This window comes from Jiella sp. M17.18 (assembly GCF_041027365.1).
In the GTDB taxonomy this organism is placed as follows: Bacteria; Pseudomonadota; Alphaproteobacteria; order Rhizobiales; family Rhizobiaceae; genus VKMB-3413.
Genome location: NZ_JBFTEH010000017.1, coordinates 11987 through 35345 on the forward strand (window position 1 = coordinate 11987; position 23359 = coordinate 35345).

Sequence of the window (23359 nt, forward strand, 5' to 3'; positions counted from 1 at the left end):
ATCATGTTCGAGCGGGTGGGGTCATCGCGCGGAGTCGAATGACAGTCAACGCCGGATCCGTGCGCAGAGCTTCGGCGATCACGTCCGGAATCACCGATCCGACACGACTGACGACAGAGCGAAGGATGCTTGCGAGTGACGACAGCTCGCCAAGCATCGGGTCCGGCTCGAGATTTCTGCCCGCCGCGATCGCGGCATCGACCAATTGGGCGGCAGTTGCGTCGACGAAAGCCATGACCGGATCGGTGTCAGCATTGTCGGGCGAGTCGCCGAGCCCGAAGGCATCGGCGTCGAAGCGACCGACGTCTTCGACGCGGCGCTGGCCGGAGCCGACAAACCGGCCGGTCTCAGCCGGACGATCGCCGCCCTGCTCCTCGGGGCGGATGCAGCTAGCGAAGGGACGATGGGAGCGAGACGGGGACTTGGGGATACGAGCCATGTGAACTCCTGCCGGCTGCGCCGGCATTGGCAAGGGGGAAGACAGACCAGGTCCGTTCGCACGATCGATCGTGACCTTACGGGAACTGTGTCTGTTGCAGGGGACCGGGCCGCTTAGGGGGGCGCCGAAGAGGCGGTCGTGCGGAATGCGGATCGGGGTGAGCGGAATGGAATCGCTTCGCGTCCGGCCGCACGAGGCGTCACGGGTCGAAATTGTGGGGCAAGTTGAACCCGAACGCAGCGCTCTTGGCCTTAGAGCAGCGTGACGATCAGTCCCGACGGTTTCTGAGTAACGCGAACCAGACCGATGGCGGCGAGCTTCGCACATAGCTTAGCCGCGTACGCGTGGCGCGCGGGGCAGGGCGCTCCACCGACGTCGAGCATGGGGCACCCGGTCGAGTCTCGGATCTGCGATCGAGCGAGGCGGCGCAGGATTCGCCGGCTGTCGCGCACCTCTTCCGGCGAGAAGACCGGACCCGAAGCGACCGCCGGAACGTTCGGCGCAGCGGATTCGCCGGGTTCGGCCGGATCCGGCCTTTCCGCCGGTAGCGTTGCGGGGAGGGCCGTAGCGAGTTGCCCGCCCCTGACGAGCGAGGCATTGTGGCCAGCGTCGGAGGTGCCGTTCACGCCGCCTGCGTCCGGGGCCCCGAACTTCATCCGCTGCCGTAGCGCGTCGGGAATGTCATCGATCTCGTCGATGATGCGGATCGGACCGAAGCCCGTCGCGTACGACCGGCCTGCAATGACACGCACGCCCAGCGACGGCCAGCCCGGCTGCAGCTGCGATCCGTACTGGAGAGCGGCTGCGCAGTCATCGGACGCGGCGTAGCATTTGTCGGACATGGGCGCATTGCCGCCGCGCGCTTCGGACAGATCGGTCGAACGATCGGCAAGCATCGGGGGGACCGGAGCCGCGGCAACGAGCCGCGAGCCGTCGTGATCCGAGTTCTTGGGGAAATTGCGCTTGCACGGTTCGTCCGTGCGCGCCAAAAGGCGTTCAGCCATACTGTACCTCCAGTCAGGTCAGTTGTGGTCAGGTCGCTGGTGGGACGGCAATCCCGCCGGCGGCCGTTCTTGACGGGCGCCTGCGACTAAACCGGTGGTCGGACGCAAGATCGCGGCCGATGCTGACAACGTGGGTCGCGCCGAGCGCAAAGTCGAGTCCTGACGAGCGCGACGTCTAATAATGGTTAACGGAACCTGCCTGCTCTTGTGCGGACCCTCTGGAAAGGCGGGTGGCCAACAGTAGAAGCTTGCGTCATTCGCCTCATGCTCTTCGACTGCACATTCTAAAAGCGGTCTGCCGCCGGGTGACTGTGCCATTCCAGCAACGCGCGTCCGGTCTTGTCATCGATTCAACAAGTTTGCCGGCGGATCCCGCGGCGGGCTCGCCGAAAATTGTTCCGACCATGATTCGGAGCTTGGAAAATGGCCGGCATCTACAAGATCCTCGCCCGTCGCTGCGCAAGCCGTCGCGCTTTGACCATCGCAATGTCGCAAACGAAGGGGGGTGTCGGAAAGTCGACGTCCGCAATCAACATAGCAGGTGCGGCTGCAGATATGGGCAGTCAGGTTCTCTTAATCGATGCAGATCAGCAGAAGAGCGCATTGTCATGGCATCGCCGGGGCGGATCGGTCAAGACAATCGAATTGATGCCGAAAGCGGTTCCTGATGCATTGAAAAGGTATTCGCCGCGTTATGACGTGATCGTCGTCGACACCGCAGGGTCCGACAGCGCGGAGCAGACGCTTATCGTCGAAGCGGTCGACCTAGTGTTGTGCCCGCTCGACAACCCTTGGCTGTCATCCGTGGCTGCGATCAACTCTGTAGGCCGCGCCCGAGCCAGGGGCACCCCAGCCCGGATCTTCCTTTCCCGCATTAGCGGCGCAGCCACCGACGCTCGATTGGCGAGGGTGCGAGGGATCATTGAGGATTTAGTAGAAAAAGAATGGGAGAAGAGGGGATGGCATGTTGATCCGCTTTTTATGCAGAGCGTTATCCGTGACCGCGTGCCAACCGCGGACGCATTGGGAGCAGCCCGGACAGTCTTCGAAGGAAGGTGTGCGGCTAAGGCCGCAGCAGAATATAAGGCGCTCTTCATCGAGGTGAAGGAACTGTTCGGCGGATGGGAGAGGATGTCGTAGATGGTCGAGCTAAAGCTTCGGGCGGATCTTCTTTCGCATCGAAGGGGTAAGCGTGACGCTGGCGGGGAACCCCGTAGGATCACAGACTACGCCGCTTCCACTTGGCGCATCTCGCCTTTGATCAAGGCTCGTCTTGTGAAGACGCTCGATGCTCGTGATCTGAGCTTAAACGATTTCTTGATCTTGTCGGTAGATCGCTGGCTCCGCGAGCAAGGGGAGCCCGGCATTGAGGAAATCGATCCGCGCTTCGTCGAGGTTTGGCGAGGCGTGATTGCGGATGGGTCATATGGGCTGGAACCCTCAGATGAACTCCCACAGAAGACTCGGGTTCGGTCGGGCAGGGCCAAGCGATAGCGCCGTGATTCTGTCGCACGCGACCGCTGGCGACTGCTGGGGCGGCGAGTCCCGCATCTTGTAAGAGATCGATAAGCCATCCGACTTGACCCGAATAGTCGGCTCGGACACCCTTCGATGCCGCGATGCCGCGATGCCGCGATGCCGCGATGCCGCGATGCCGCGATGCCGCGATGCCGCGATGCCGCGATGCCGCGATGCCGCGATGCCGCGATGCCGCGATGCCGCCAGAGCGATCTGCAGGTCCCTCGCCATAAGCGAGCGTGCGTTCCCAGACGACGCCTGAAGCTAGCATAGCACACGCACGCAGGGTGAAAGATCATGGCCGGGCAGCGGTAGGGAGCCCGGCGAGCCGCGCCTCTGCTCGCCGGGCCCGGGGGAGGCCGCAATGAGGAGGTCCACCATTGCAGCGAGAGGATCCTGCCATGTGTGAAGTTGTGATGCACTTTACCCAAAGAAGGTAGATCAGCAACCAACGCTGCTGGAAGAGTCTCCGGATCTGCCGTCCCACTTGGCGCTTCATGTTCATGGTTTATTCCCACCCAGTCCGCTGCTCGTAATCTGTCTGGCAAGCGTCGCTTTCGGCGCGAGTCGGATTAATGAGGAGCACGTCGATGGCGAGCGAGAAGTGGTTGTTGAGCCGAGCGTCGCCGAGGAATTCGACAGCGAATGAACGGTCGCGGCTGACAGCGACATGGCTCAACGTGGTCGCCGCCGGCATCATCACTACCGGCGGCGTTTCGCCTCTGATGACAGGGATCCTGAGCGCGTCGCCCGCGCCGCTTTGGCTGTTGCTGGCTGCCTCTTCGGCCTGTCTGTCCCTTGGCGTACTGCTCCACGTCTTCGCCAGGGGCATGGTCGGGAGGCTGCGGCCGTGACCCCAGAGGATCGCTCCGCTGTCGATCCCGACCGGCGCTCCAGCGTCTCGCTGCCGAGGCCGCAGTTCAAGTGGCTGCGCTTCGGCGTGGGGCAGAGGTTCCTCGGCTATGACGGCCGCCTGCACTTCGGGACGATCGCCTTCACCGAGTATGGGATGCACCGCGGCGAGTGGGAGTGGTCCGTGTGCGGCATGTCCTGGCGCGACCACGGCCCGCATCGGCACGGCTTCCGCCTGGATCATCCGTGGGTCGTCGCGGTCGAAGTGGAGCGTCTCTATCTGAGACTCCTGCCTTCGTGCGACGGCGTCCAGCTTCGCGTCGAGGACGAGATCGCGCATTTCAAAGCGCGCGGCCTGCCGCTCCCCCGCGGGACGGCTTGGCGGAAGGCGAAGTTCTTCGGTGCCGCCGAAGAACCCATCGGTGCCGGCTGATATTTTCCTTTGGCACCGACTGCGGAAGAAGGTGCCACCCGCGATAGATCGCTGCCTGACCATCAATCTCAGGATCTGCGATGCCGCGCTACTTCTTTGACATCAACGATAACGGGCAATTCTCCCAGGATGAGATCGGAGTCGATTGCAACGGTGAAGAGGCGGTACGGAAGGCCGCCATCGAAGCGCTGCCTACACTCGCCCGTGATGTCATGCCGGACGGCGACCATCACGTCATCTCCGTTCTTGTCCGCGACGCGCAAGGGACCACCGTTCTGCGCAGTTCGCTGACTCTCGATGTGGTCTGGCTCAACGACCACGAGAAGCAATGACTCCGCGTCGGAGCGACCGTCTGCCGTTGGGCAGGCGACGTGGCTGCTCTCGAAGCGGTTGTGCTATAGGAACTTCATGATTCGGATTTGCCTCGCCGCTGCGTCCATCCTTCTCGCCGCGTCTCCCGCGTTTGCCGACCTGCTGCCTGTCTGCGAAGGCGGGCACCGCGCCGAGCGTAAGCTTACCTGCATCGTTGACGGTGACACGGGGTGGGAGAACGGCGTGAAGTGGCGCGCACTCGCTGTCGACACTCCGGAGATCAGCCACCCCGGTTGCGCGGCTGAAAAGCGGATCGGCTTGAAGGCGCGCGACCGGCTGCGCGAGCTGATGGCCGGCGGCTATCGCATCCAATGGCAGCACGAGAAAGGCCGCTACGGTCGCGAACTCGCGAAGGTGATCCTGGACGACGGCCGCGATGCGGGTCAGGTGCTGATCGGCGAGGGGCTGTCGCAGCCTTGGCCCAACCACGGGAACAAGTGGTGCGGGCGCTAGCTCGACTACTGGGGAAATTTTTTCGCGCCGCGCCGGCAGTGCGGCAGGACGTGACTGTCTTGCTCACCATGCACAAGCCGCCGGCGGCGTGGTGGGAAGCTCGAGCGCGCCGACGGGCCGCGGCCGATAAAGCGGATGAGCGGCATTGGAACGCGGTAATGCGAGAGATTGAGCGCAGGACCGGCTATCAGCATCAGCCGGATACGGCGACGCGGTATCTCGATGGTCGACTCTGACGCGCGATCTGCGGCGACCTCCAAGAGGTAGACCCGGAGCTGCGGCCTCATTGGAAGGGGTCGTCCTCCGGCTCCGGCCCGACGGCCGCCCCGTCAGTCCGCACAGGCGGCGTCATGGGGTCCGTCATCATCGCGAAGACGACGAAACCGATCATCGCGACAATCAGGGCGATCCAGATCCAGATCGCAACCGGCTCGTCATCTCGTGGATTGCGATGCCGCGACATCGGTGCACTCTCCCGGCGAAGTGCGGCGGAATGCCGGCACCGGTCGGCGCATGCGTGGTAACGCTGCGGCCTAAATGGGCCGTCACGCTGCTTCCCCGTCCTTCCGCTCGCCGCGCGCGACGATCCGCAGCGCACCGTTCGGCAGCGGCCGCTGCAGCACCGAGGCCTCGCTCCAGTCCGCCCGCATCCAGACGTCCATCTCGTCGGCGGTCGTCAGGATCACCGGCATCGCCTTTGGGTGGATCGCGCCGACCTCACGGTTCGGCTGGGATGTCAGAAAGGCGAAAAGGTCGGTCGTGACCTCGCCCTCGGCCTTCTTCCGGACGCTCGTCCACGTCGTCCAGATTCCGGCAAAGACGGCCAGCGGCCGCTCCTCGCCAAAGGCGAACCAGACCGGGACCTTCTTGCCGTCCGGTGTCGTCTCGTATTCCGAAAAGCTGGTGAACGGCATCAGGCAGCGGCTTGCCGGGCCCAGCCAGCGCCGCCAGTGCGGGCTCTTGACGTTGCGCACGTTCGTCACGCCGCTGTCGACCGTCCGCCCCTTCAGCACGAAGGCCGGCGACGGCATGCCCCAGCGCATCATTGTCAGTTCGCGGCCGCCATCGGCGTTACGAACGACCGGTGCGGCATAGTCGGGGAATATCCCCGGCAGCGGCGGCAGGTTGCCCGTCCGGTCGTTCATCGCGCGCGTGAATTCGCGGATTGCCTGCTGACCCTTGGTGAGGCTGTAGAGATTGCACATGGCCGGATGAGAGCACGGCAGCACGTCGCAGTCGAGAAGCCTGCCACCCCACCGATCAGGCGGCCTCGCTCGTAAGAGGAGATTGACGACGGTGCGCCGAATACCTCCGTCTCATGCACGACGCGACAATGCTTGGACAGGCGTGGAAAGCGTGGAGGGTTCAACCCTCGTCGAAGATAACGTAGCCGCTCCGCCCTGTATTCTTCACATGGTTCAAATCATTGACCGCACGATCCTCGTCATCTCGCGAATCAGGAGAACACCGACCGCGGATTGTCGACCATCATCTGGTCGATCGTCACCTCGTCGACGCCGTGGCGCTTCAGGCGCGGCACGAAGTGCCTCAGGACATGGGCATACCCAAAGCCGCCGAAGCGGGTCAGCATCATCTTCAGAAAGACGTCCTGCGACAGCAGCACCTTGTCTGCGAAGCCGGCATCGACGAGGGTGCGGATGGCCCGCGCGTTCTCCTCGTCCGAGGGGGACTGCGCGTCCTGATCGGCGTAGTAGTAGTCCATGCCGATCATGTCATATTCTAGGAAGGCGCCGCGCCGGGCGAGGCTCGTCTGGTAGGGCAGGTCCGTATGGCTCGGGTTCATGTGGCAGAGCACGGTGTGGCTGAGGTCGGCCCCTTCGGCTTCGACGACATCCAGCACCTCGTGCGCCAGACGCTCCCAGCCGGGAAGATGGATCGAAAGCGGCACCTTCGTGCGGGCCGAGGCTCTGGCGGCGGCGCGAAGCGACTTGCGCTCCTCCTGCGTGAAGTCCTTCGACACGCCGATCTCGCCGAGGATGCCGGCGATCACCTCCGGCCTTTCGTCGGCGCCGCCGACGTCCTTGACGAGAAATTCGGTGACCTCTTCGACGTCCATCGCCTTCAGCCAGTCGGGATGGCTGAATTCGAGGTAGAAGCCGGAGCCCATGACGATCTTCAGCCCGCTCATGCGGGCGATGCGGGCGAGCTTCCCGGGATCGCGGCCGATGCCGATATTGGTCGGGTCGACCACCGTGTGGCCCCCCAGCGCCTGGAACATCTTCAGCTCGGAGAGCGCGAGGTCGCTGTCGGTGAGCGAGACGTTGTCCCGGTTCATGTAGGGGTTCATCCGCAGTTCGCCGATGATCTCGATCGTCACGGGCCCCTCGTTCAGCACCGGGTCCGGCGGATGGCAGGGGCAGCGCCAGGCCTTCGCGCCGTCGATCAGGATGTGCTCGTGCATCAGCGTCACGCCCATCGCGTCGACGGGGATGGGCCCGAGCACCGTCATGACGTGGCCTGAGCCGACGCCGATGCCCGCTGGAGCCGGATCGCGGGACTGGAAGTCGAGCGCCATGTCAGCGGCTCCGGATGGCGCCGCGGAACAGGCGGAAGTTCAGCCAGATCGCGACGAGGATGATGGTGCCGGTGACGATCGGCGTCAGGAAGGGCGACATGTGGGCAAGGATCAGGCCGTTGCCGATCACCGCGACCGTCAGGGCGCCGAGCACCGAGCCGATCATCGTGCCGCGGCCGCCGAAGAGGCTGGTGCCGCCGAGGACGACGGCGGCAATGACCTCGAGCTCGAAGCCCTGGCCGGCATTTGACGAGCCGGAGCCGAGCCGGCCGGCGAGGATGATGCCGGCGAGCGCCGCCGCCGTCGAGGACAGGACGTAGACCATCAGCGTCGTGCGCCGGGTGTCGACGCCGGCGCGGCGCACCGCCTCGGCATTGGCGCCGATGCCGGTGACGTAGCGGCCGAAGCGCGTCTGGGTGAAGACGAGATAGGCGATAAGAAGCGTCGCGAGCGCGATCCATGCCGGGATCGGCACGCCGAGGAACCAGGCCCGGCCGAGCACGACGAACGGACTGTCGGGGGAGATCGGGATCGAATAGCCGCCGGTGATCAGAAGTGCGACGCCGCGGATGATCGACAGGCCGGCCAGCGTCACGATGAAGGCCGGGATGCCCTCATAGGCGACGAAGAAGCCCTGCAGCGCGCCGAGAAGGCCGCCCAGCACCAGCATGGCCGCGATCACCAGCGGCCACGGCAGGCCCCATTGCAGGAGCGCGGCCGAGAGGGCGCAGACCAGCGCCAGCACGGAGCCGACCGACAGGTCGATGCCGCCGGTGGTGATCACGAAGGTCATTGCGCCGGCGACGATCAGCAGCGGCGCCGACTGGCGGATGACGTTGAGAAGGTTCGGCACCGTCAGGAAGACCGAGGTGGCGAAGGTGAACAGCAGGCAGACGATGACGAAGAAGATCGCGATCGACAGCGTGCTGCCGTTCTCCATGAAGCGGTCGCGCATCGTGGCGCGGCGCACCCGCGCCTGTCCGGCCGGGGCGTGCAGGGCCTGTCGGCTCTCGTCCATCCCGGCCGAACTCATGCGCGGGCTCCTTCCACGATTTCGCCGCCGTGGCCGGCCGAGCGGGCGGCGAACTTGCGGCCGACGATGAGGTTGACCACCTCCTCGACGCTGGTGTCCTCGATCCGGCGCTCGGCGACGTTGCGTCCCTCGTACATCACCTGGATCCGGTCGCAGACGAGGAAGAGGTCCTGCAGGCGGTGGGTGATCAGGATGACGCTGACGCCGCGCGCCGACACGGTGCGGATCAGCTCGAGCACCGCCTCGACCTCGGCGACGGCGAGCGCGGCCGTCGGCTCGTCCATGATCAGCACCTTCGGCTCGAAGGAGGCGGCGCGGCCGATGGCGATCGACTGGCGCTGGCCGCCCGAAAGGTTCTCGACCTTCTGCCGGGTGTCGGCGATGACGATGCCGAGCCGCTCCAGCATCGCCTTCGCCTCGTCGTGCATGCGCCGCTTGTCGAGCAGCGGCACGCCAGCGACGTGCCGGCAGGGCTCGCGGCCGAGGAAGATGTTGCCGGCGACGTCCACCGTGTCGCAGAGCGAGAGGTCCTGATAGACCATCTCGACATGGGCGGCGCGGGCGTCGGCGGGGGACGCGAAGCTCACCGTCTCGCCGTCGATGGCGATCGTGCCGCTGTCGGGAACGACCGCCCCCGAGAGCACCTTGGAAAGGGTCGACTTGCCGGCGCCGTTGTCGCCGACGAGGCCGAGCACCTCGCCCGGCGCGACCCGCAGCGAGACGTCGGAGAGGCTGAGGATCGGCCCGTACCGCTTGGAGATGCCGGTCATCCTGACCCGGTCGATCGGTTGATCCGTCATGTCCGCCCCGCGCATGGTGGCCGGCTCGGCTTCGCGCCGGCCATGGTGGTTGATGTCGGGATCGAGGTCCCGCCCTGAACAGTCGGATTTACTTGAACATTCCCCGGAACTTGTCGACGTTCTCCTTGGTGACGATCGTCACCGGGATGTAGATCGTCTTGTCGACCGTCCCGCCCTTGGAGAGCTTCATCAGCGCCTCGACCGCGGCCTTGCCTTCGGCGGCGGGATCCTGCTGGACGACGGCTTCGACCCAGCCCTCGTCGATGCCCTTGACCGCCTGCGCCGTCAGGTCCCAGCCGAACACCTTGATGTCCTTCTGGCGCCCCTGGCTCTCGACCGCCGAGACCGCGCCGATCAGCGCCGGCTCGCCGGTGGCGTAGAGCGTGCCCATGGTGGGATTGGCGGTCATCAGGTTTTCCGCCGCGCCGAGCGCGACGTCCTGGACGTTCTGGCCGTCGACCGTGTCGAGGAACTCGACGTCCTCGCCGCTCGCCTTGACCGCCTTCTTGAAGCCGTCCAGCCGCTGGTTCTGAATGAAGGAGTTCAGCGCCCCGATGACGCCGACGCTCGCCTTGCCGCCCATCTCCTTCTTGACGTAGTCGGCGTAGAACTTGCCGATCTCCTCGCCGGCCTTCTCGTTGTCGACGCCGATGAAGGCGGCGTTGTCGCCGTCCGGGATCTGCGCGTCGATGGCGACGACCGGGATGCCGGCCTTCTTGGCCTCGCTGATCGCCGGCTTCACGCCGTTGACGTCGATGGCGACGAGGATGATCCCGTCGACCTTCTGGGTGATGTAGGTCTCGATCGCGTCGTTCTGGGCCGAGGGCACGTTGTTGGCGTCGAAGATCACCAGCTTGGCGCCGGCGTCCCTGGCCGCCGCCTTGGCGCCGTCGTTGATCTGATTGAAGAACAGGGCCTGCTGGTTGATCGTCACCAGTGCGAAGGTCTCGGCCGAGGCGCTGGCTGCGCCAAGCGCGGCGAACATCGAGGCCGAGGCGACACAGGCGGCGAGAAGCCTGGAAAGGCGCATGTCAGTTCTCCTTGGACGGGGCTCGGCTCGGGATCGAAGCCGCAGCGGCAGGCGTATGCTTTCAAGAGACTTGAATGACTGTCAAGTGGATTGACGGGGCGGTGGCGAGGCCGGCGACGGACGACGTCCGCCGGCGCTCAGAACGTCGGGGGTGTGTTCACCCAGAAGATGCTGGCGGTCGCCGGCCCGACGTTTCGGTAGTGGTGCGGCAGTTCCGACCGGAAGACGAAGGAGTCCCCGACCGAGAGCCGGAAGCATCGCTGGCCGACGAACAGTTCGATCTCGCCCGAGATGACGTAACCGACTTCCTCGCCGGTGTGTTCGATCGGGCCGGCGCTCTCGCCGCCCGGCTCGATGTGGTGGATGTTGCACTGGAGGAGATGGCCGGCCGAGTACGGCACGATCCGCTCCAGCGAAATGCCTTCGCCCTGGCGCAGCGGGTCGAGGGTGATCCGCGGCCTGGTGCCGGCGCGAAAGACGATGCCTTCCTCGCCGTCGACCTCCTCGAACATCCAGCCAATATTGGTTTCGAGCACCGCGACGAGGCGATGCAGCATCGGCAGGGAGGGAAAGACCTTGCCGTTCTCGATCTTCGACAGAAGGCTTTCCGAGCAGCCGGCGGCTGCCGCCAGCGCCTTCAGCGTCAGCCCGCGCGTCTTGCGCGCGAGCCGCAGCCGGGTGCCGAGGTTGTTCGGCACGGGCACAGGGCCGCTCGCAACCTTGCCGAAATTGCCCTTGATCGCGTTCTCGTTCATCGCCGACGGCCTGCTCACCGGTGCCGCGGAGCTCCGGTTCGACAGGACGGACGGCCCACGAAGCTCGAGCGAAGCGGCTCTGACTTCGTGGTTTAGGGCGATCGGGCCGCCGGGTCACGTCCTCCTTGCGCAAGGCGGCCACCGATGTCAGGCGAACTTGGCGAACTGCAGCCGCAAGGCGCCGTCCGGCCACTGCTTCCAGTCGAGGCTTTTCCGCGAGGCCTGCAGCGTCGCCGGAAAGGTGAGGAACAGCATCGGCGCGTCGTCGGCGATGATCTGCTGCGTCTCCTTGTACATCTTCGCCCGCTCGCCCTGGTCGAGCGTCGTGCGCGCGTCCTTCAGCAGCTTGTCCACCTTGTCGCTCTTGTAGCCCGCAAAGTTGTTCGGCCCGCCCTTGGTGAAGTAGTTGTACATGTTGCCGTCGGGGTCGGAGCGGCCGGACCACGGCGACATGCACAGGTCGAAGTCCTTCTTGCGGAGGACGGTGATCAGGCTGGTCGGATCGATCTGCTTGATCGTCACCTTGAAGCCCGCCTTGCCGGCCTGCGCCTGCAGGATCTCGGCCGTGCGCACCTGCAGCGGCGAATTGGTGACGGTGATCGCGACCGGCACCGGCTCGGAGACGCCGGCGTCGGCGAGGAGTTTCTTCGCCGCGTCGGCATCGCCGCGGGCGGGATGCAGCGACTTGTCGAAGGCCCAGCCGATCGAGGGCGGGACCGCGCCATAGGAGACCGACCCGGTGCCGACATAGACGGCGCGCTGCACGATTGCCGGATCGACGGCCGTGGAGAAGGCCTGCCGCACCGCGGCCTTGTCGAAGGGTGCGCGCGTCGTGTTGAAGGAGAAGGCGTTGAAGCCGAGGCCCGGCTTTTCCTTCAGCGTGAGATCGCCGGACCGCTTGATCTGCGAGACCAGTTGCGGCGCGACGCCGTCTGCCAGCTGCACGGTGCCCGAGCGCAGGTTGGTGACGCGGACGGTCTCGTCGGTGATCGGGCGGAAGACGACGGTCTTGATCGCCGGCGCGCCGCGCCAGTAGCCGTCGAAAGCCTCGAGCACCAGCTTGGAGTTCTTGTCCCAACTGACCACCTTGTAGGGGCCGGCGCCGACCGCCTTGGTCGCAAAGTCCGCCCCGAGCCTTTCGACCGCGGTCGGCGAGACCATCATGCCGGCGCGGTTGGCCAGCACCTGCGCGAAAGGCGCGTAGGGCGCCGTCAGCGTGATCGTGACCTCCAGCGGCCCGGTCGCCTCGACCTTGCCGATCGGCCCGAGTTCGCTGCGCCGCGGCGAGCCGGTCGCGGGATCGAGCATCCGGTCGAAATTCGCCTTGACCGCCTTGGCGTCGACCGGCGTGCCGTCGTGGAAGGTCAGATCCTTCTTCAGCTGGAGCACATAGGTCTTGTCGTCCGGCGCGGAGAGTTCGGCGAGGCCGGGCTCGATCTTCAGGTCCGGCGTGACGTTCAGCAGCGGCTCGAAGATGTTGTACTGGACGGAGAGCTCGAAGAACGAGGCCATCAAGGCCGGATCGAGCGTCACCGGGTCGGAGACGATCGCGACGTCCAGCGTGTCCGGGCCATTGGCGAAGGCGAAGGGCGCATCGAGGACGAGGGGCAGGGCGGCGCTGGCCGCGAGGCCTTTCAGCAGCGTTCTTCTCAGCATGCGATGTTCCTTTCGCTGTCTCTTGTGTGCGGTCGGCGGATCAGGTGTTGCGGGGGTCGAAGATGTCCCTCAGGGCGTCGCCGAAGAGGTTGAAACCGAGGACGGTGAGGAAGATCGCGGCGCCGGGGAACCAGGCGAGCCAGGGCGCCAAATCGAGGAAGCCGATGGCGTTCTTCAGCATGTTGCCCCAGGTCGGCGTCGGCGGCTGCGCGCCGAGGCCGAGGAAGGAGAGATAGGATTCGGTGATGATCGCCGCGGCGAAGAGCAGCGAGCCCTGGACGATGATCGGGGCGAGGATGTTCGGCATGATCGTCGTGAACAGGATGGTCCAGGGCCCGAAGCCGAGGGCGCGCTGCGCCTCGACGAAGTCGAGCCGGCGCACCACCAGCGTCTGCGCCCGCGCGATCCGCGCGAAGACCGGCAGGTTCACGACCGCGATGGCGAGGACGGCGTTGGACAGGCTGGGGCCGAGGACGGCGGTGATCGCCAGCGCCAGAAGGATGCTCGGAAAGGCGAAGATGACGTCCATCACCCGCATGATCAGGCGGTCCGTCAGTTCCCCGAACGCGCCGGCGATCAGACCGAGCGCGGTGCCCGCGACGAGCGCGCCGGCGACGCTGAGGATGCCGACGAAGAGCGAGACGCGGGCGCCGTAGACGACGCGCGAGAAGGTGTCGCGGCCGAGATCGTCGGTGCCGAAGAGGTGCACCGCCGAGGGCGGCGACAGGATCGCGGCGAAGTCGGGATCGTTCGGATCGAACGGCGCGATCAGCGGCGCCGCCAAAGCGGCGAGGCAGGCGAGAAGCACCAGCGCGCAGCCGAGCGCGGCCCGGCGGTCCCGCAGGATGCCGCTAAGGAAGGCAGAGCCAGGGCGTGCCGGGGCGACCGCGCTCATGCCAGCCCCACCCGCGGGTCGATCAGCGTGTAGACGAGATCCGTCAGGAGATTGATCAGCACGAACAGCACCGCCGTCAGCAGCACCGCGCCCTGGACGACGGGATAGTCGCGGGCGAAGATCGCGTCGACCGTCAGCTTGCCGATGCCCGGCCAGGAGAACACCGTCTCGGTGACCACCACGCCGCCGAGCAGCTGGCCCATCTGGATACCGAGCAGGGTGACGATCGGGATCTGCGCGTTGCGGAAGGCGTGGCGCCAGACCACTCGCCGCCAGGGCACGCCCTTGGCCCGCGCCGTTCGGACATAGTCGCTGCGCAGCACCTCCAGCATGGTCGCGCGGGTCATCCGCATCGTCGCCGCGGCCAGCGCCGCACCCAGCGTCAGCGCCGGCAGGATCAGGAAGGACAGAAAGCCCAGCGGGTCGACCAGCGGCGAGACGTAGCCGGAGGCCGGCAGGATCGGCAGGGCGATCGAGAACGTCAGGATCAGCAGGATGCCCAGCCAGAAGCTCGGCATCGACAGGCCGCAGAGCGCCGCGAAGGAGGCGCCGTAGTCGGCGGCCGTGTCTCGGCGCGTCGCAGCGACGATGCCGGCGGGGATCGCGATCACCAGCGAGACGATCAGGGCCGCGAGGGAGAGGAGCGCCGTCGGCCCGAGCGCGTTCAGGAGCAGTGGGAACACTTCGCGTCCGCCCTGGATCGAGCGGCCGAAATCGCCGGTCAGGATGTGGCCGAGCCAGGCGAGATACTGGACCGGAAGCGGCTGGTCGAGCGCCAGCTTGGCGCGGAGCGCGGCGATGGCGCCGTCGTTCGCCTCCAGCCCGAGCAGCGCGATCACCGGGTCGCCCGGAATGAGTCGGACCAGGAAGAACGCGACCAGTGACGTGCCGAACAGGATCGGCACGAGGCTGAGGAGTCGCGACAGGAGAAACTTTCCCAATTCGGTGGCCCCGCTACTCTTGAACCGGTTCAAGACGACTGATATTCACCGTTTGCACAGTTTGGTGTCAATGCCTTTTTGCGGGGCAGTGTAAGAGAGCGCATCACCCGATGACGGGACCAGCGGAAAACCAGGAGTTGCTGCGCATCGAGGGCCTGCGGGTCAGCTTCGGCACGGGGCCCGCGATCGTCGACGGCGTCGACCTAGATCTTGCGCCGGGTCGCATCCTCTGCCTCGTCGGCGAATCCGGGTCGGGCAAGAGCCTGACGGCGCTGTCGCTGATGAAGCTGCTGCCGCCGCACGCCAGGATCGCAGCAGAGGCGCTCCGCTTCGAGGGCCGCGATCTCCAGGTGCTGTCGGAACGCGAGATGACGGCGCTGCGCGGCGACCGGCTGGCCATGGTGTTCCAGGAGCCGATGACCTCGCTCAACCCCGTCATGACCATCGGCGAGCAGATCGTCGAGGCGGTGCGCCAGCATCGGCCGGCGTCGCGGAGCGAGGCGCGCGCCATGGCGCTTCAGATGCTGAAGCGGGTGCAGATCCCGGCGGCGCAAGAGCGGATGGACGTCTATCCGCACCAGCTGTCCGGCGGCATGCGACAGCGCGTGATGATCGCGATCGCGCTGGTCTGCCGACCGTCGCTGCTGATCGCCGACGAGCCGACGACGGCGCTGGACGTGACGATCGAAGGCCAGATCCTGGCGCTGATCGACGAGCTTCGGACCGAGCTCGGAACCGCCGTCCTGTTCATCACCCACAATCTGGCGGTGGTCGCCGAGATCGCCGACGAAATCGCCGTCATGTATGCCGGCCGCGTCGTCGAGCGCGGCTCCCGCGCGGCGATCTTCTCCGATCCGCAGCACCCCTACACGCTGTCGCTCTTCGCCGCGATGCCGCGGGCGGACGATGTCGGGCGGGCCCTCGCCGCGATCGACGGTCAGGTGCCCTCGGCCGGCGCGATGCCGCCGGGCTGCCGCTTCGCCCTGCGCTGCCCTTTCGCGGTGGGGCAGTGCGAGAGCGCCTATCCGCCGATGCGGGAGATGTCCGCGGGCCATCGCGTCGCCTGCTGGCGCGCGCCGCTGGAGGAGGCCGTCGCGACGGCCGGATCCGCATGAGCGCCCCCGTCCTGTCGGTCCGCCATCTGACGAAGAGCTACAGCTCGGGGGGCGGTCTGTTCGGCCGGCCACGGACGGCGCGCGTCGTCGACGACGTCTCCTTCGACATCCTGCGCGGCGGCGCCTTCGGCCTCGTCGGGGAGAGCGGGTCGGGCAAGACGACGATCGGCCGGCTGATCCTGCGCCTCGTCGAGGCCGACGCCGGCGAGATCCGCCTCGACGGCGAGGATCTGCGGGCGACGTCCGAAGCCGAGTTGCGGCGCCTGCGTCGGCGCATGCAGATCATCTTCCAGGACCCCTTCAGCTCGCTCGATCCGCGCGTGCGGGTGGGCGAGGCGATCGCCGCGCCGATCCGGCTGCACGGTCTGCGCAAGGGCTCGGGCGTGACGGACCGGGTGGTGGAGCTTCTGGAACTCGTCGGCCTCGGCGCGCACCAGATCCGGCGCTTCCCGCACGAGTTCTCCGGCGGTCAGCGGCAGCGGATCGCCATCGCGCGGGCGCTCGCGGTCGAGCCGGACCTGATCGTCTGCGACGAGGCCGTGTCGGCGCTCGACCTGTCGATCCAGGCGCAGGTGGTGAACCTTCTGGCCGAGCTGCGCGCGCGCCTCGGCGTCTCCTATCTCTTCATCTCGCACGACATGGCGGTGGTCCGGCATGTCGCGACGCATGTCGGCGTGCTGTATGCGGGTGGGCTGGTGGAGATCGGGGACGCGAGCGCGGTGTTCGGCGATCCCCGGCACCCCTACACGCGCATGCTGCTCGCGGCCTCGCCGAGCCCGGTTCCCGGCGCCGAGCGGCAGCGCCGCGCGATCGAGGGGGAGCCGCCGAGCCCGTTCGAGACGATCGCCGGATGCCGTTTCGCCTCGCGCTGTCCGCTGAGCATCGATGCCTGCCGCGTCCGCCGTCCGCCGCTCTCCAGCTGGCAGAACGGCGCGCACGAAGCCGCTTGCATCCGCGCCGACGGGCTGGAGCGGCTGCGGCTGCTCGCCGACGAGGAGGAGCGGATGTCCGCCACCTATCGCCTGCGCCTCGGCCTGCTGCGGCAGGCGCGGGCGGAAAGGCGGAACGGATGAGTGAGAACGACAGGCCGCGGGCGACGATCGCCGACGTGGCGCGGCTGGCGGGCGTGTCGAAGGGCACGGTCTCGCATGTCCTCAACGGCCGGGTCGCCGTGTCGGACGATCTGCGCGGCCGTGTCGCCGCGGCGATCGCGGCGCTGAATTACGAACCGGCGGAGACGGCCCGCTCGCTCACCTCGCGCAAGCGCCTGTCGGAGTGGGTGGATCGCCGCCCGCGCTCCTGGCCGCGGCTGACGGCGATCGGCTATGTCAGCGTCGACCTGATCGCGCCCGTCGGCCGCCTGCCGACGCGCGAGGAGCGGATGATGGCGCCGGAGATCGTCAAGGCGATCGGCGGCCCGGCCGCCAATGTCGCGGCGGTGGCGGCGGGCATCGGTGGCGACTTCGCGGTCGCGGCGAGCCTCATCACCGCGCTCGGCGCCGATCAGGACAGCGACTGGGCCGTGGCGGAACTCGCCGGCCGCAACGTCGAGATCATCCAGCCGCGCGAGCGTCGGCAGGGTCGGCTCGACCGGGCGATCGTCCTCGTCGAGGCGGACGGCGCGCGCACCATCGTCAACGAGCCGTCGCGCCTTGCCGAGTTCGACGTGGAACGCTTCGTCGGCGAGACGGCGCCTGACGGGCCGCTGTGGTGCCTGCATTTCGAGGGCTACCAGGTGCCGCGCCAGATCGGCGTCGTCGAACTCGCCCGTCGACGCGGTTTCCGGCTGTCGATGCAGGCGACCGGCCTGCCGCCGGAATGGCTGGCGGCGAACGCCGAGCGGCTGTTCGCGGCCTTCGACGCCGTGATCCTGCACCGGGAGAACCTACCGACGATTCCGGGCTGCCCCACAGATGCGGACGCTGCCTGCGAATGGCTCTCGGCACGTGCGGCCTCGGCCGGTGCGGCCTGGCCCGCCGTCGTCATCGTGACGCTCGGCGCCGAGGGTGCCTTCGTCGTCGAGCGCGGCGGCGCGCCGAGCCGGGCGCGAGCCCTCGACGTCGCGGTGTGCGATCGCACCGGCGCCGGAGACGCCCTGGCAGGGGCGTTCCTGGCGCTGTGGCTGAACGGCAGCCCAAGCGAGACGGCCTTGCGCTACGCCTGCGCCGCCGGCAGCCTCGCCACCACCCGCCTCGGCGCGCAGGAGGTGCGGCCGTCGGCGGACGATCTCGTCGCGGCACTCTCGCGCGCCGCGGCCGGCAGTTCAGGCGCGCCGGCGCGCGCCGCAGCATCCTGATCCAGAACGGAGTTCCGCCCGTGTCCCACCCGGCATCGATCTTCCAAGCCAAGACCAACGCGATCGACGCGCTCTTCGGGCGCAGGAAGGTCGCGATCGGCGTCATCCACGCCAAGCCGCTGCCCGGCTCGCCGCATTACGCCGGCGAGCCGGTCGAGACGATCTACGCCCATGCCGTCGCCGAGGCGAAGCGCTATATCGACGGCGGCATGGACGGCCTGATCGTCGAGAACCACGGCGACATTCCCTTCGCCAAGCCGGACGAGCTCGGCCCGGAGACCGCCGCGATGATGGGGGTCATGACCGACCGGGTGCGCCAGGCGGTGGAGGCGCCGGNAAGCGCTATATCGACGGCGGCATGGACGGCCTGATCGTCGAGAACCACGGCGACATTCCCTTCGCCAAGCCGGACGAGCTCGGCCCGGAGACCGCCGCGATGATGGGGGTCATGACCGACCGGGTGCGCCAGGCGGTGGAGGCGCCGGTCGGCATCAACGTCCTCGCCAACGCCGTCGACTTCGCGCTCGCCGGCGCCAAGGCCTCCGGCGCCGACTTCGTCCGCGTCAACCAGTGGGCCAACGCCTATGTCGCCAACGAAGGCTTCATGGAGGGCAAGGCGGGTGCCGCCAGCCGCTACCGCGCCTGGCTGAGGGCCAACGACATCCGGATCTTCGCCGACGTCCACGTCAAGCACGGCGCGCATGCGATCGTCGCCGACCGTTCGCTCGCCGAGATGACGCGCGACGCCGAGTTCTTCGATGCCGATGCGGTGATCGTCACCGGCCAGCGCACCGGCAACAGCGCAGATCCGGACGAACTTGCGGCCATCCGCCGGTCGACCAGCCTACCGGTGATGGTCGGCAGCGGCGTCACCAAGGACAATGTCGGTGCGATCTTCGAGCATGCCGACGCGGTGATCGTCGCAAGTTCGCTGAAGCACGACGATTCCTGGTGGAACGAGGTCGATCCGAAGCGGGTCGAGGCGTTCACCGCCGTCGTCGCCAAGCTGCGCGGATGAGCCGGGTCTTCGTCCTCGGCAATGCCACGGTCGATGTCGTCCAGCGCGTCGAGCGGCTGCCCTCGCCGGGCGAGACGCTGCTGTCCGGCAGCCTGGAGCGCTATGCCGGCGGCAAGGGGTTGAATCAGGCGATCGCCGCCGCACGGGCCGGTACGAGCGTCCGCCTGATTGCGCCGATCGGCCGGGATGCGGACGCGGCTTTGCTGCAGGACGCGCTCGCTGGCGAGGACCGGCTGACGATCGACTGGCGCTTGCTGGACGAGCCGACCGACATCTCGGCGATCTGGGTGTCGGCCGACGGCGAGAACATGATCGTCTCGTCGGCAGCCTGCGCCCGGGGGCTGGTCGAGGCCGATGCCGTCGTGGCGCTGGACGAACTCGGTGCCGGGGATGGTCTCGTCCTGCAGGGCAATCTGACGGCAGCGACGACCGAGGCCGCGGCGCACCATGCCCGGAACCGGGGCGCCCGCGTGATCCTCAACACCGCGCCGATCGCCTGGGACATGCGGCGGCTGCTGCCGCTGGTGGACCTGCTGGTGGCGAACGGTCCGGAAGCGCGGCATCTCACCGGCCATGCGTCCGGCTCCGCGGTCACGGCGCTGGTCGCAGCGGGCTGCCGCGCCGTCATCGTCACGCGCGGCGCCGACGGTGCCTGGCTCGGCGATGCCCACGGAGTTCGCAGCATCGCCGCCCCGGCGGTCGTGCCGGTCGACACGGCAGGCGCCGGCGACGTCACGGTCGGCACGCTCGCCGCGATGCTCGCCGAGGGGCTGCCGCTCGCCGAGGCACTGGCGATCGCTGTTCGGGCGGCCTCGCTGTCGGTGACACGGCGGGGCACGTCACCGTCCTTTCCGACGCGCGAGGAGATCGCGGCGGTCCGCGGCTGAGATCAGGCCGCGGGGCCGCTCCAGCGGTGGATCGCCAGCGCGATCGCCTTGGTGCAATCGACGAGGTCGCGGATCGAGACTTGCTCGTTCGGCTGGTGCGACTGCGCCGGATCGCCCGGGCCGAAGTTGACCGTCGGCGTCCGCCCGAGGCCGGTCGGCAGGCCGATGTCGCTGTGGGCGCCGAAGCCCGACAGAACCGGGCTGAGCTTCGCCGTCTCCGCCGCCGCCTGGAAGGCCGCGACAAAGGGATGGTCGGCGGGTACTTCGGCGCAGTCGGCGTCGAGGATCCATTCGATCCGCGCCGGCTTCTTGCGAAGGTAAGGGTCGGCCTGGCACACCGCGGCGACATGCGCCTCGAACTCGCGCTTCACATGGCCGCCGAGGCCGAACTCGTCCTTCTCGTGCGGCAGGTACTGGATGTCGACGACGATCTCGCCGCGCCCGGCGGTGGAGGAGGGGTGCTCGCCCGCCTGGATCTGCGTGACGATCACCTGGTTCGGCAGGTCCATCAGCGGATGGTTCTTGCGCGGATCGGTGGCCCAGCGGCGGTTGAGGATGTCGATGCCGTCGAGCATCTGGCGCACCAGCTGCACCGCGTCGACCGGGCCGCTGCCGTCCCAGCTGTTCGGCGTCAGCTCGGCATGGCCGCCGATCCCGTCGAGGACGATGCGGCCCCACAGGATGCCGTGGCAGAGCGGCGCGATCCGGTTGGCGGTCGGCTCGGTCATGATGCCGGCATCCGCCTTGAAGCCGCGGTCGACCATCGCGAGCGAGCCCATGCCGCCGATCTCCTCGTCAACGACTGTGGTGAAGACGACGTCGCCGGCGAGATCGACGCCGATCTCCTTGAGGATCTCGATCGCCATCAGCATCGAGGCGACGCCGCCCTTCATGTCGACCGTGCCGCGGCCGCGCACGAAGCCGTCCGCGACGACCGGCTGAAACGGATCGCTCGCCCAGTGGTCGCGCGAGCCCGGCGGCACGACGTCGATATGGCCGGTGAGCATGATCGAGCGCCCGCTGCCCGTGCCCGTCAGCGTGCCGCCAAGATTGGGGCGGCCCTCGAAAGTGCGGCCCTTGTGGGCGCCGGGCCGGCCTTCGTATTTCGCCAGCAGCGCCGGGCCGTCAGGGTCCCAGAGGTCGGTCTGAAAGCCGATCGCCTCCAGCCGCTTCTGCAGGTAGAGCTGGCAGTCGCGCTCGCCGGGGCCCGCCTCGCGCGGGTCGCTCTTGACGATCGAGGGGAAGGCGACGAGGTCGCACAGCGTCTTGACGATGCGCTCGGACGCCGCCTCGACGGCTTCGGCGATCCTGTCTTCGGTGGGGTTCATGCGGGCCTCCGGATCATGCGGATGGTGTCGATCAGCAGGACGACGATGAGGAGCGCGCCGACGATCCCGACCTGCCAGATGGTGTTGACGTTGAGCTGCAGCAGCCCTGTCTGGAGCGTCACCAGCAGGAGCACGGCGGCGAGCACGCCAGCGACGCCGCCGCGGCCGCCGAAGATCGCGACGCCGCCGAGCATCACCGCCGTCAGTGAGGTGAGTTCCAGGTTGTGGCCGACGTCCGGCCGGGCGCTGCCGAGCCAGGCGAGGCTGACGAGAGCGGAGAGGCCGGCCATCAGGCCGCTGAAGGCATAGGCGAGGAGCCGGGCCAGGTCGACCGGAATGCCGGTGAGCCGAGCCGAGCGCTCGTTGAAGCCGAAGGCATAGATCCAGCGGCCCCAAGCCGTCGCCTGCAACATGATGCCGGCGAGGACGAACAGCGGCAGGGCAAGCGTCAGGAACGGCAGCGGGAAGCCAGCGATCGTGCCGCGCCCCCAGGGCAGGAGGAATGCCGGCACGCCGCCGATGGCCGAGCCGCCGGTGATCGCGATGGCGGTGCCGGAATAGACGTAGAAGGTCCCGAGCGTCGCGATCAGCGGCAGCAATCGGAGCCGGGTGACGAGCAGCCCGTTCAGGAGGCCGAGGGCCGTGCCGGCCAGAAGACACACGACCGGCACCAGCGCCGGCGCCATGCCGGCCCGCGCCAGAAGCATGGCGATCGTCGCGGCGAGCGACACCGTGCCGCCCACCGACAGGTCGATGCCGGCCCCGCCGCCGAGGATCACCAGCGCCTGGCCGAGCGAGACGAGCGCGAGCAGGGTCGAGAACTGCAGAACGGTCGTCAGCGTCGAGAGGGCCATCGCGCTCGGCTGCAGGATGGCGAGCCCGGCGACGACGACGATCCAGAGGACCGCGAGGATCGGCAGGGTGAGGGAGGCGCGCCCGCTCATGCGGCGGCCCCCGACCGGGACGGCAGGCGCAGGTGGCGCGATGCCGCGGCAAGGTTGAGCCGGCCCGTGGCGGCTTCGGTGCCGAGGACAGCGAGCAGCAGGAGGCCGGTCACCACCGGCTGCCAGAGCGAAGGCACGCCGACGAGGAGGAGGCCGTTCTGGAGGATCCGCAGCAGAAGCACGCCGAACGCCGTGCCGAGCAGGCTCATCCGGCCGCCGAGAATGCTGGTGCCGCCGATGATCACCGCGGCGATGGCCTCGAGCGCGAGGGTGCCGCCGACGGTCATCGCGACATTGCGGTAGGTGGCGATGTAGAAGGTCGCGGCGAGGCCGCAGCAGAGGCCGCTGACGACATAGGCGGCGAACTGCACCTTGCGCACCGCGATACCGGACAACCGGGCCTTGGCCTCGGAATTGCCTGCCGCCAGGACGTAGAGGCCGAAGGGCGTGTACCGGATCGCGACGAAGACGAGGAGATAGGCGAGGACGACGACCGGCAGCGCGGCCGGCAGGCCGAAGACGGAGGCCCCCAGGACCTGCGTCAGGTCCGTCGGCAGGCCGGACAGCCAGGCGCCGCCCAGAGCCAGGAAGACGGCGGCACGGTAGACGCCGAAAAGCCCGAGCGTCGCGACGATCGCGGGGATGCGCCCAAGCACCACGACGCTCGCGGTGAGAAGGCCGATGAGGCCGCCGGCTAGCGGTCCGGCGAGCCCGGCGGCGAGCGCGCCGGCATCGGCTTGGAGGAGCCGGCCGACCGCGATCGCCGCGAGTCCCATCACGACGCCGACGGAGACGTCGACGCCGCCGATGCCGAGAACGAGGGTCATGCCGAGGCCGATCAGGAAGAGTTCGTTGCAGTTTCGCAGGACGGTGACGAGGTTGCTCGCGGTCATGAAGTAGGGGGAGAGCACGGAGAAGACCGCGACGGCTGCGACCAGGGCCGCAGCCAGCAGAAGCTCGCGTTCGCCGATCGCGCGCAAAAGGCTGCGCATCATCTCCTCACTCCCTGTCATGCGGGTCCGCCGGACGGAGGCCCGGCATCCGAGCGGCGCGG

Annotated in this window: 25 protein-coding genes and 1 pseudogene; 10 read left to right on the top strand and 16 right to left on the bottom strand. The window is 67.8% G+C overall.

All coding sequences use genetic code 11. From position 1 onward, the window contains the following. Window position 1: 1 nt before the first annotated feature. Entirely contained in the window at window positions 2–439 is a 438-nt protein-coding gene (locus AB5S17_RS21610) for a hypothetical protein (RefSeq protein WP_369243259.1), read from the bottom strand. 251 nt (window positions 440–690) lie between these two features. Further along, on the bottom strand, window positions 691–1443 hold the full coding sequence (locus tag AB5S17_RS21615; protein ID WP_369243261.1) for a hypothetical protein: 753 nt from the start codon (window positions 1441–1443) through the stop codon (window positions 691–693). A 423-nt stretch (window positions 1444–1866) separates the two neighbouring features. Here AB5S17_RS21615 and AB5S17_RS21620 point away from each other — a divergent pair, with 423 nt between their 5' ends. Then, window positions 1867–2583, top strand: a complete 717-nt coding sequence (locus AB5S17_RS21620) for an AAA family ATPase (RefSeq protein WP_369243263.1) — start codon at window positions 1867–1869, stop codon at window positions 2581–2583. Between the two features lie 886 nt (window positions 2584–3469). Here AB5S17_RS21620 and AB5S17_RS21625 read toward each other — a convergent pair. After that, window positions 3470–3793: a hypothetical protein gene (locus tag AB5S17_RS21625; RefSeq protein WP_369243265.1), complete on the bottom strand. Its 324-nt coding sequence runs from the start codon at window positions 3791–3793 to the stop codon at window positions 3470–3472. A gap of 18 nt (window positions 3794–3811) precedes the next feature. Here AB5S17_RS21625 and AB5S17_RS21630 point away from each other — a divergent pair, with 18 nt between their 5' ends. The 3 genes from AB5S17_RS21630 to AB5S17_RS21640 all read left to right on the top strand — a co-directional run bounded on the left by AB5S17_RS21630 (window position 3812) and on the right by AB5S17_RS21640 (window position 5071). Then, complete coding sequence (locus tag AB5S17_RS21630) at window positions 3812–4246, top strand: hypothetical protein (protein ID WP_369243267.1); 435 nt, start codon at window positions 3812–3814, stop codon at window positions 4244–4246. Window positions 4247–4326: 80 nt separating this feature from the next. Next, window positions 4327–4578: a hypothetical protein gene (locus AB5S17_RS21635; RefSeq protein WP_369243269.1), complete on the top strand. Its 252-nt coding sequence runs from the start codon at window positions 4327–4329 to the stop codon at window positions 4576–4578. Window positions 4579–4654: 76 nt separating this feature from the next. Then, window positions 4655–5071 carry a thermonuclease family protein gene (locus AB5S17_RS21640; RefSeq protein ID WP_369243271.1) on the top strand — a complete coding sequence of 139 codons (417 nt, stop codon included), beginning with the start codon at window positions 4655–4657 and terminating at the stop codon, window positions 5069–5071. Window positions 5072–5354: 283 nt separating this feature from the next. Here AB5S17_RS21640 and AB5S17_RS21645 read toward each other — a convergent pair whose 3' ends face one another. From AB5S17_RS21645 to AB5S17_RS21690, 10 genes are all read right to left on the bottom strand, one after another. Beyond that, a complete protein-coding gene (locus AB5S17_RS21645; RefSeq protein ID WP_369243272.1) occupies window positions 5355–5534 on the bottom strand; it encodes a hypothetical protein in 180 nt (59 codons plus the stop codon). 82 nt (window positions 5535–5616) lie between these two features. Continuing rightward, on the bottom strand, window positions 5617–6276 hold the full coding sequence (locus tag AB5S17_RS21650; RefSeq protein ID WP_369243300.1) for an SOS response-associated peptidase: 660 nt from the start codon (window positions 6274–6276) through the stop codon (window positions 5617–5619). Between the two features lie 251 nt (window positions 6277–6527). Then, the gene (locus AB5S17_RS21655) at window positions 6528–7607 is read right to left on the bottom strand and encodes a phosphotriesterase (protein WP_369243274.1); all 1080 of its coding nucleotides are present in this window, start codon (window positions 7605–7607) and stop codon (window positions 6528–6530) included. A 1-nt stretch (window position 7608) separates the two neighbouring features. Further along, window positions 7609–8547, bottom strand: coding sequence for an ABC transporter permease (locus AB5S17_RS21660; protein ID WP_369243301.1), 939 nt, complete (start codon window positions 8545–8547; stop codon window positions 7609–7611). A gap of 89 nt (window positions 8548–8636) precedes the next feature. Further along, window positions 8637–9440, bottom strand: a complete 804-nt coding sequence (locus tag AB5S17_RS21665) for an ATP-binding cassette domain-containing protein (RefSeq protein WP_369243275.1) — start codon at window positions 9438–9440, stop codon at window positions 8637–8639. 88 nt (window positions 9441–9528) lie between these two features. Then, window positions 9529–10470, bottom strand: a complete 942-nt coding sequence (locus tag AB5S17_RS21670) for a substrate-binding domain-containing protein (protein WP_369243276.1) — start codon at window positions 10468–10470, stop codon at window positions 9529–9531. Window positions 10471–10607: 137 nt separating this feature from the next. Then, window positions 10608–11225 (bottom strand): cupin domain-containing protein, encoded by a 618-nt coding sequence (locus tag AB5S17_RS21675; protein ID WP_369243278.1) that lies wholly within the window; start codon window positions 11223–11225, stop codon window positions 10608–10610. 147 nt (window positions 11226–11372) lie between these two features. Further along, complete coding sequence (locus tag AB5S17_RS21680) at window positions 11373–12881, bottom strand: ABC transporter substrate-binding protein (RefSeq protein WP_369243279.1); 1509 nt, start codon at window positions 12879–12881, stop codon at window positions 11373–11375. Between the two features lie 40 nt (window positions 12882–12921). Beyond that, window positions 12922–13776, bottom strand: a complete 855-nt coding sequence (locus AB5S17_RS21685) for an ABC transporter permease (RefSeq protein ID WP_369243280.1) — start codon at window positions 13774–13776, stop codon at window positions 12922–12924. After that, window positions 13773–14717: an ABC transporter permease gene (locus AB5S17_RS21690; RefSeq protein ID WP_369243281.1), complete on the bottom strand. Its 945-nt coding sequence runs from the start codon at window positions 14715–14717 to the stop codon at window positions 13773–13775. Before AB5S17_RS21690 ends, AB5S17_RS21685 begins: the two co-directional genes overlap by 4 nt. A gap of 110 nt (window positions 14718–14827) precedes the next feature. On the opposite strand from AB5S17_RS21690, the gene AB5S17_RS21695 reads away from it, so the two are divergent. The 6 genes and pseudogenes from AB5S17_RS21695 to AB5S17_RS21720 all read left to right on the top strand — a co-directional run bounded on the left by AB5S17_RS21695 (window position 14828) and on the right by AB5S17_RS21720 (window position 20033). Next, on the top strand, window positions 14828–15832 hold the full coding sequence (locus AB5S17_RS21695) for an ABC transporter ATP-binding protein (protein WP_369243282.1): 1005 nt from the start codon (window positions 14828–14830) through the stop codon (window positions 15830–15832). Beyond that, complete coding sequence (locus tag AB5S17_RS21700) at window positions 15829–16905, top strand: ABC transporter ATP-binding protein (protein ID WP_369243283.1); 1077 nt, start codon at window positions 15829–15831, stop codon at window positions 16903–16905. Before AB5S17_RS21695 ends, AB5S17_RS21700 begins: the two co-directional genes overlap by 4 nt. Continuing rightward, window positions 16902–18128 carry a PfkB family carbohydrate kinase gene (locus tag AB5S17_RS21705; RefSeq protein ID WP_369243284.1) on the top strand — a complete coding sequence of 409 codons (1227 nt, stop codon included), beginning with the start codon at window positions 16902–16904 and terminating at the stop codon, window positions 18126–18128. The genes AB5S17_RS21700 and AB5S17_RS21705 overlap by 4 nt, the downstream gene beginning before the upstream one ends. A gap of 20 nt (window positions 18129–18148) precedes the next feature. Next, the gene (locus AB5S17_RS21710; protein ID WP_369243285.1) at window positions 18149–18499 is read left to right on the top strand and encodes a BtpA/SgcQ family protein; all 351 of its coding nucleotides are present in this window, start codon (window positions 18149–18151) and stop codon (window positions 18497–18499) included. Continuing rightward, window positions 18475–19146 (top strand): annotated as a pseudogene (locus AB5S17_RS21715) (BtpA/SgcQ family protein); the annotation flags it as partial. The gene AB5S17_RS21710 and the pseudogene AB5S17_RS21715, both read left to right, overlap by 25 nt. Further along, window positions 19143–20033 carry a ribokinase gene (locus tag AB5S17_RS21720; protein ID WP_369243286.1) on the top strand — a complete coding sequence of 297 codons (891 nt, stop codon included), beginning with the start codon at window positions 19143–19145 and terminating at the stop codon, window positions 20031–20033. The pseudogene AB5S17_RS21715 and the gene AB5S17_RS21720, both read left to right, overlap by 4 nt. 2 nt (window positions 20034–20035) lie before the next feature. Here AB5S17_RS21720 and AB5S17_RS21725 read toward each other — a convergent pair whose 3' ends face one another. Genes AB5S17_RS21725 through AB5S17_RS21735 form a run of 3 tightly spaced genes read right to left on the bottom strand, consistent with a single transcriptional unit; the run spans window position 20036 to window position 23318 of the window. After that, a complete protein-coding gene (locus tag AB5S17_RS21725) occupies window positions 20036–21361 on the bottom strand; it encodes a M20 family metallopeptidase (protein WP_369243287.1) in 1326 nt (441 codons plus the stop codon). Next, window positions 21358–22305 (bottom strand): ABC transporter permease, encoded by a 948-nt coding sequence (locus AB5S17_RS21730; protein ID WP_369243288.1) that lies wholly within the window; start codon window positions 22303–22305, stop codon window positions 21358–21360. Before AB5S17_RS21730 ends, AB5S17_RS21725 begins: the two co-directional genes overlap by 4 nt. Continuing rightward, complete coding sequence (locus tag AB5S17_RS21735; protein WP_369243289.1) at window positions 22302–23318, bottom strand: ABC transporter permease; 1017 nt, start codon at window positions 23316–23318, stop codon at window positions 22302–22304. The genes AB5S17_RS21730 and AB5S17_RS21735 overlap by 4 nt, the downstream gene beginning before the upstream one ends. Between the last annotated feature and the right edge of the window lie 41 nt (window positions 23319–23359).

Coding starts and splice junctions, on each gene's coding strand:
- AB5S17_RS21625 (WP_369243265.1), bottom strand. CDS start 3,793: ATGCCCCTGGCGAAGACGTGGAGCAGTACGCCAAGGGACAGACAGGCC.
- AB5S17_RS21720 (WP_369243286.1), top strand. CDS start 19,143: ATGAGCCGGGTCTTCGTCCTCGGCAATGCCACGGTCGATGTCGTCCAG.
- AB5S17_RS21730 (WP_369243288.1), bottom strand. CDS start 22,305: ATGAGCGGGCGCGCCTCCCTCACCCTGCCGATCCTCGCGGTCCTCTGG.
- AB5S17_RS21635 (WP_369243269.1), top strand. CDS start 4,327: ATGCCGCGCTACTTCTTTGACATCAACGATAACGGGCAATTCTCCCAG.
- AB5S17_RS21655 (WP_369243274.1), bottom strand. CDS start 7,607: ATGGCGCTCGACTTCCAGTCCCGCGATCCGGCTCCAGCGGGCATCGGC.
- AB5S17_RS21640 (WP_369243271.1), top strand. CDS start 4,655: ATGATTCGGATTTGCCTCGCCGCTGCGTCCATCCTTCTCGCCGCGTCT.
- AB5S17_RS21610 (WP_369243259.1), bottom strand. CDS start 439: ATGGCTCGTATCCCCAAGTCCCCGTCTCGCTCCCATCGTCCCTTCGCT.
- AB5S17_RS21670 (WP_369243276.1), bottom strand. CDS start 10,470: ATGCGCCTTTCCAGGCTTCTCGCCGCCTGTGTCGCCTCGGCCTCGATG.
- AB5S17_RS21615 (WP_369243261.1), bottom strand. CDS start 1,443: ATGGCTGAACGCCTTTTGGCGCGCACGGACGAACCGTGCAAGCGCAAT.
- AB5S17_RS21660 (WP_369243301.1), bottom strand. CDS start 8,547: ATGGAGAACGGCAGCACGCTGTCGATCGCGATCTTCTTCGTCATCGTC.
- AB5S17_RS21685 (WP_369243280.1), bottom strand. CDS start 13,776: ATGAGCGCGGTCGCCCCGGCACGCCCTGGCTCTGCCTTCCTTAGCGGC.
- AB5S17_RS21735 (WP_369243289.1), bottom strand. CDS start 23,318: ATGACAGGGAGTGAGGAGATGATGCGCAGCCTTTTGCGCGCGATCGGC.
- AB5S17_RS21675 (WP_369243278.1), bottom strand. CDS start 11,225: ATGAACGAGAACGCGATCAAGGGCAATTTCGGCAAGGTTGCGAGCGGC.
- AB5S17_RS21700 (WP_369243283.1), top strand. CDS start 15,829: ATGAGCGCCCCCGTCCTGTCGGTCCGCCATCTGACGAAGAGCTACAGC.
- AB5S17_RS21695 (WP_369243282.1), top strand. CDS start 14,828: ATGACGGGACCAGCGGAAAACCAGGAGTTGCTGCGCATCGAGGGCCTG.
- AB5S17_RS21665 (WP_369243275.1), bottom strand. CDS start 9,440: ATGACGGATCAACCGATCGACCGGGTCAGGATGACCGGCATCTCCAAG.
- AB5S17_RS21705 (WP_369243284.1), top strand. CDS start 16,902: ATGAGTGAGAACGACAGGCCGCGGGCGACGATCGCCGACGTGGCGCGG.
- AB5S17_RS21650 (WP_369243300.1), bottom strand. CDS start 6,276: ATGTGCAATCTCTACAGCCTCACCAAGGGTCAGCAGGCAATCCGCGAA.
- AB5S17_RS21620 (WP_369243263.1), top strand. CDS start 1,867: ATGGCCGGCATCTACAAGATCCTCGCCCGTCGCTGCGCAAGCCGTCGC.
- AB5S17_RS21680 (WP_369243279.1), bottom strand. CDS start 12,881: ATGCTGAGAAGAACGCTGCTGAAAGGCCTCGCGGCCAGCGCCGCCCTG.
- AB5S17_RS21645 (WP_369243272.1), bottom strand. CDS start 5,534: ATGTCGCGGCATCGCAATCCACGAGATGACGAGCCGGTTGCGATCTGG.
- AB5S17_RS21725 (WP_369243287.1), bottom strand. CDS start 21,361: ATGAACCCCACCGAAGACAGGATCGCCGAAGCCGTCGAGGCGGCGTCC.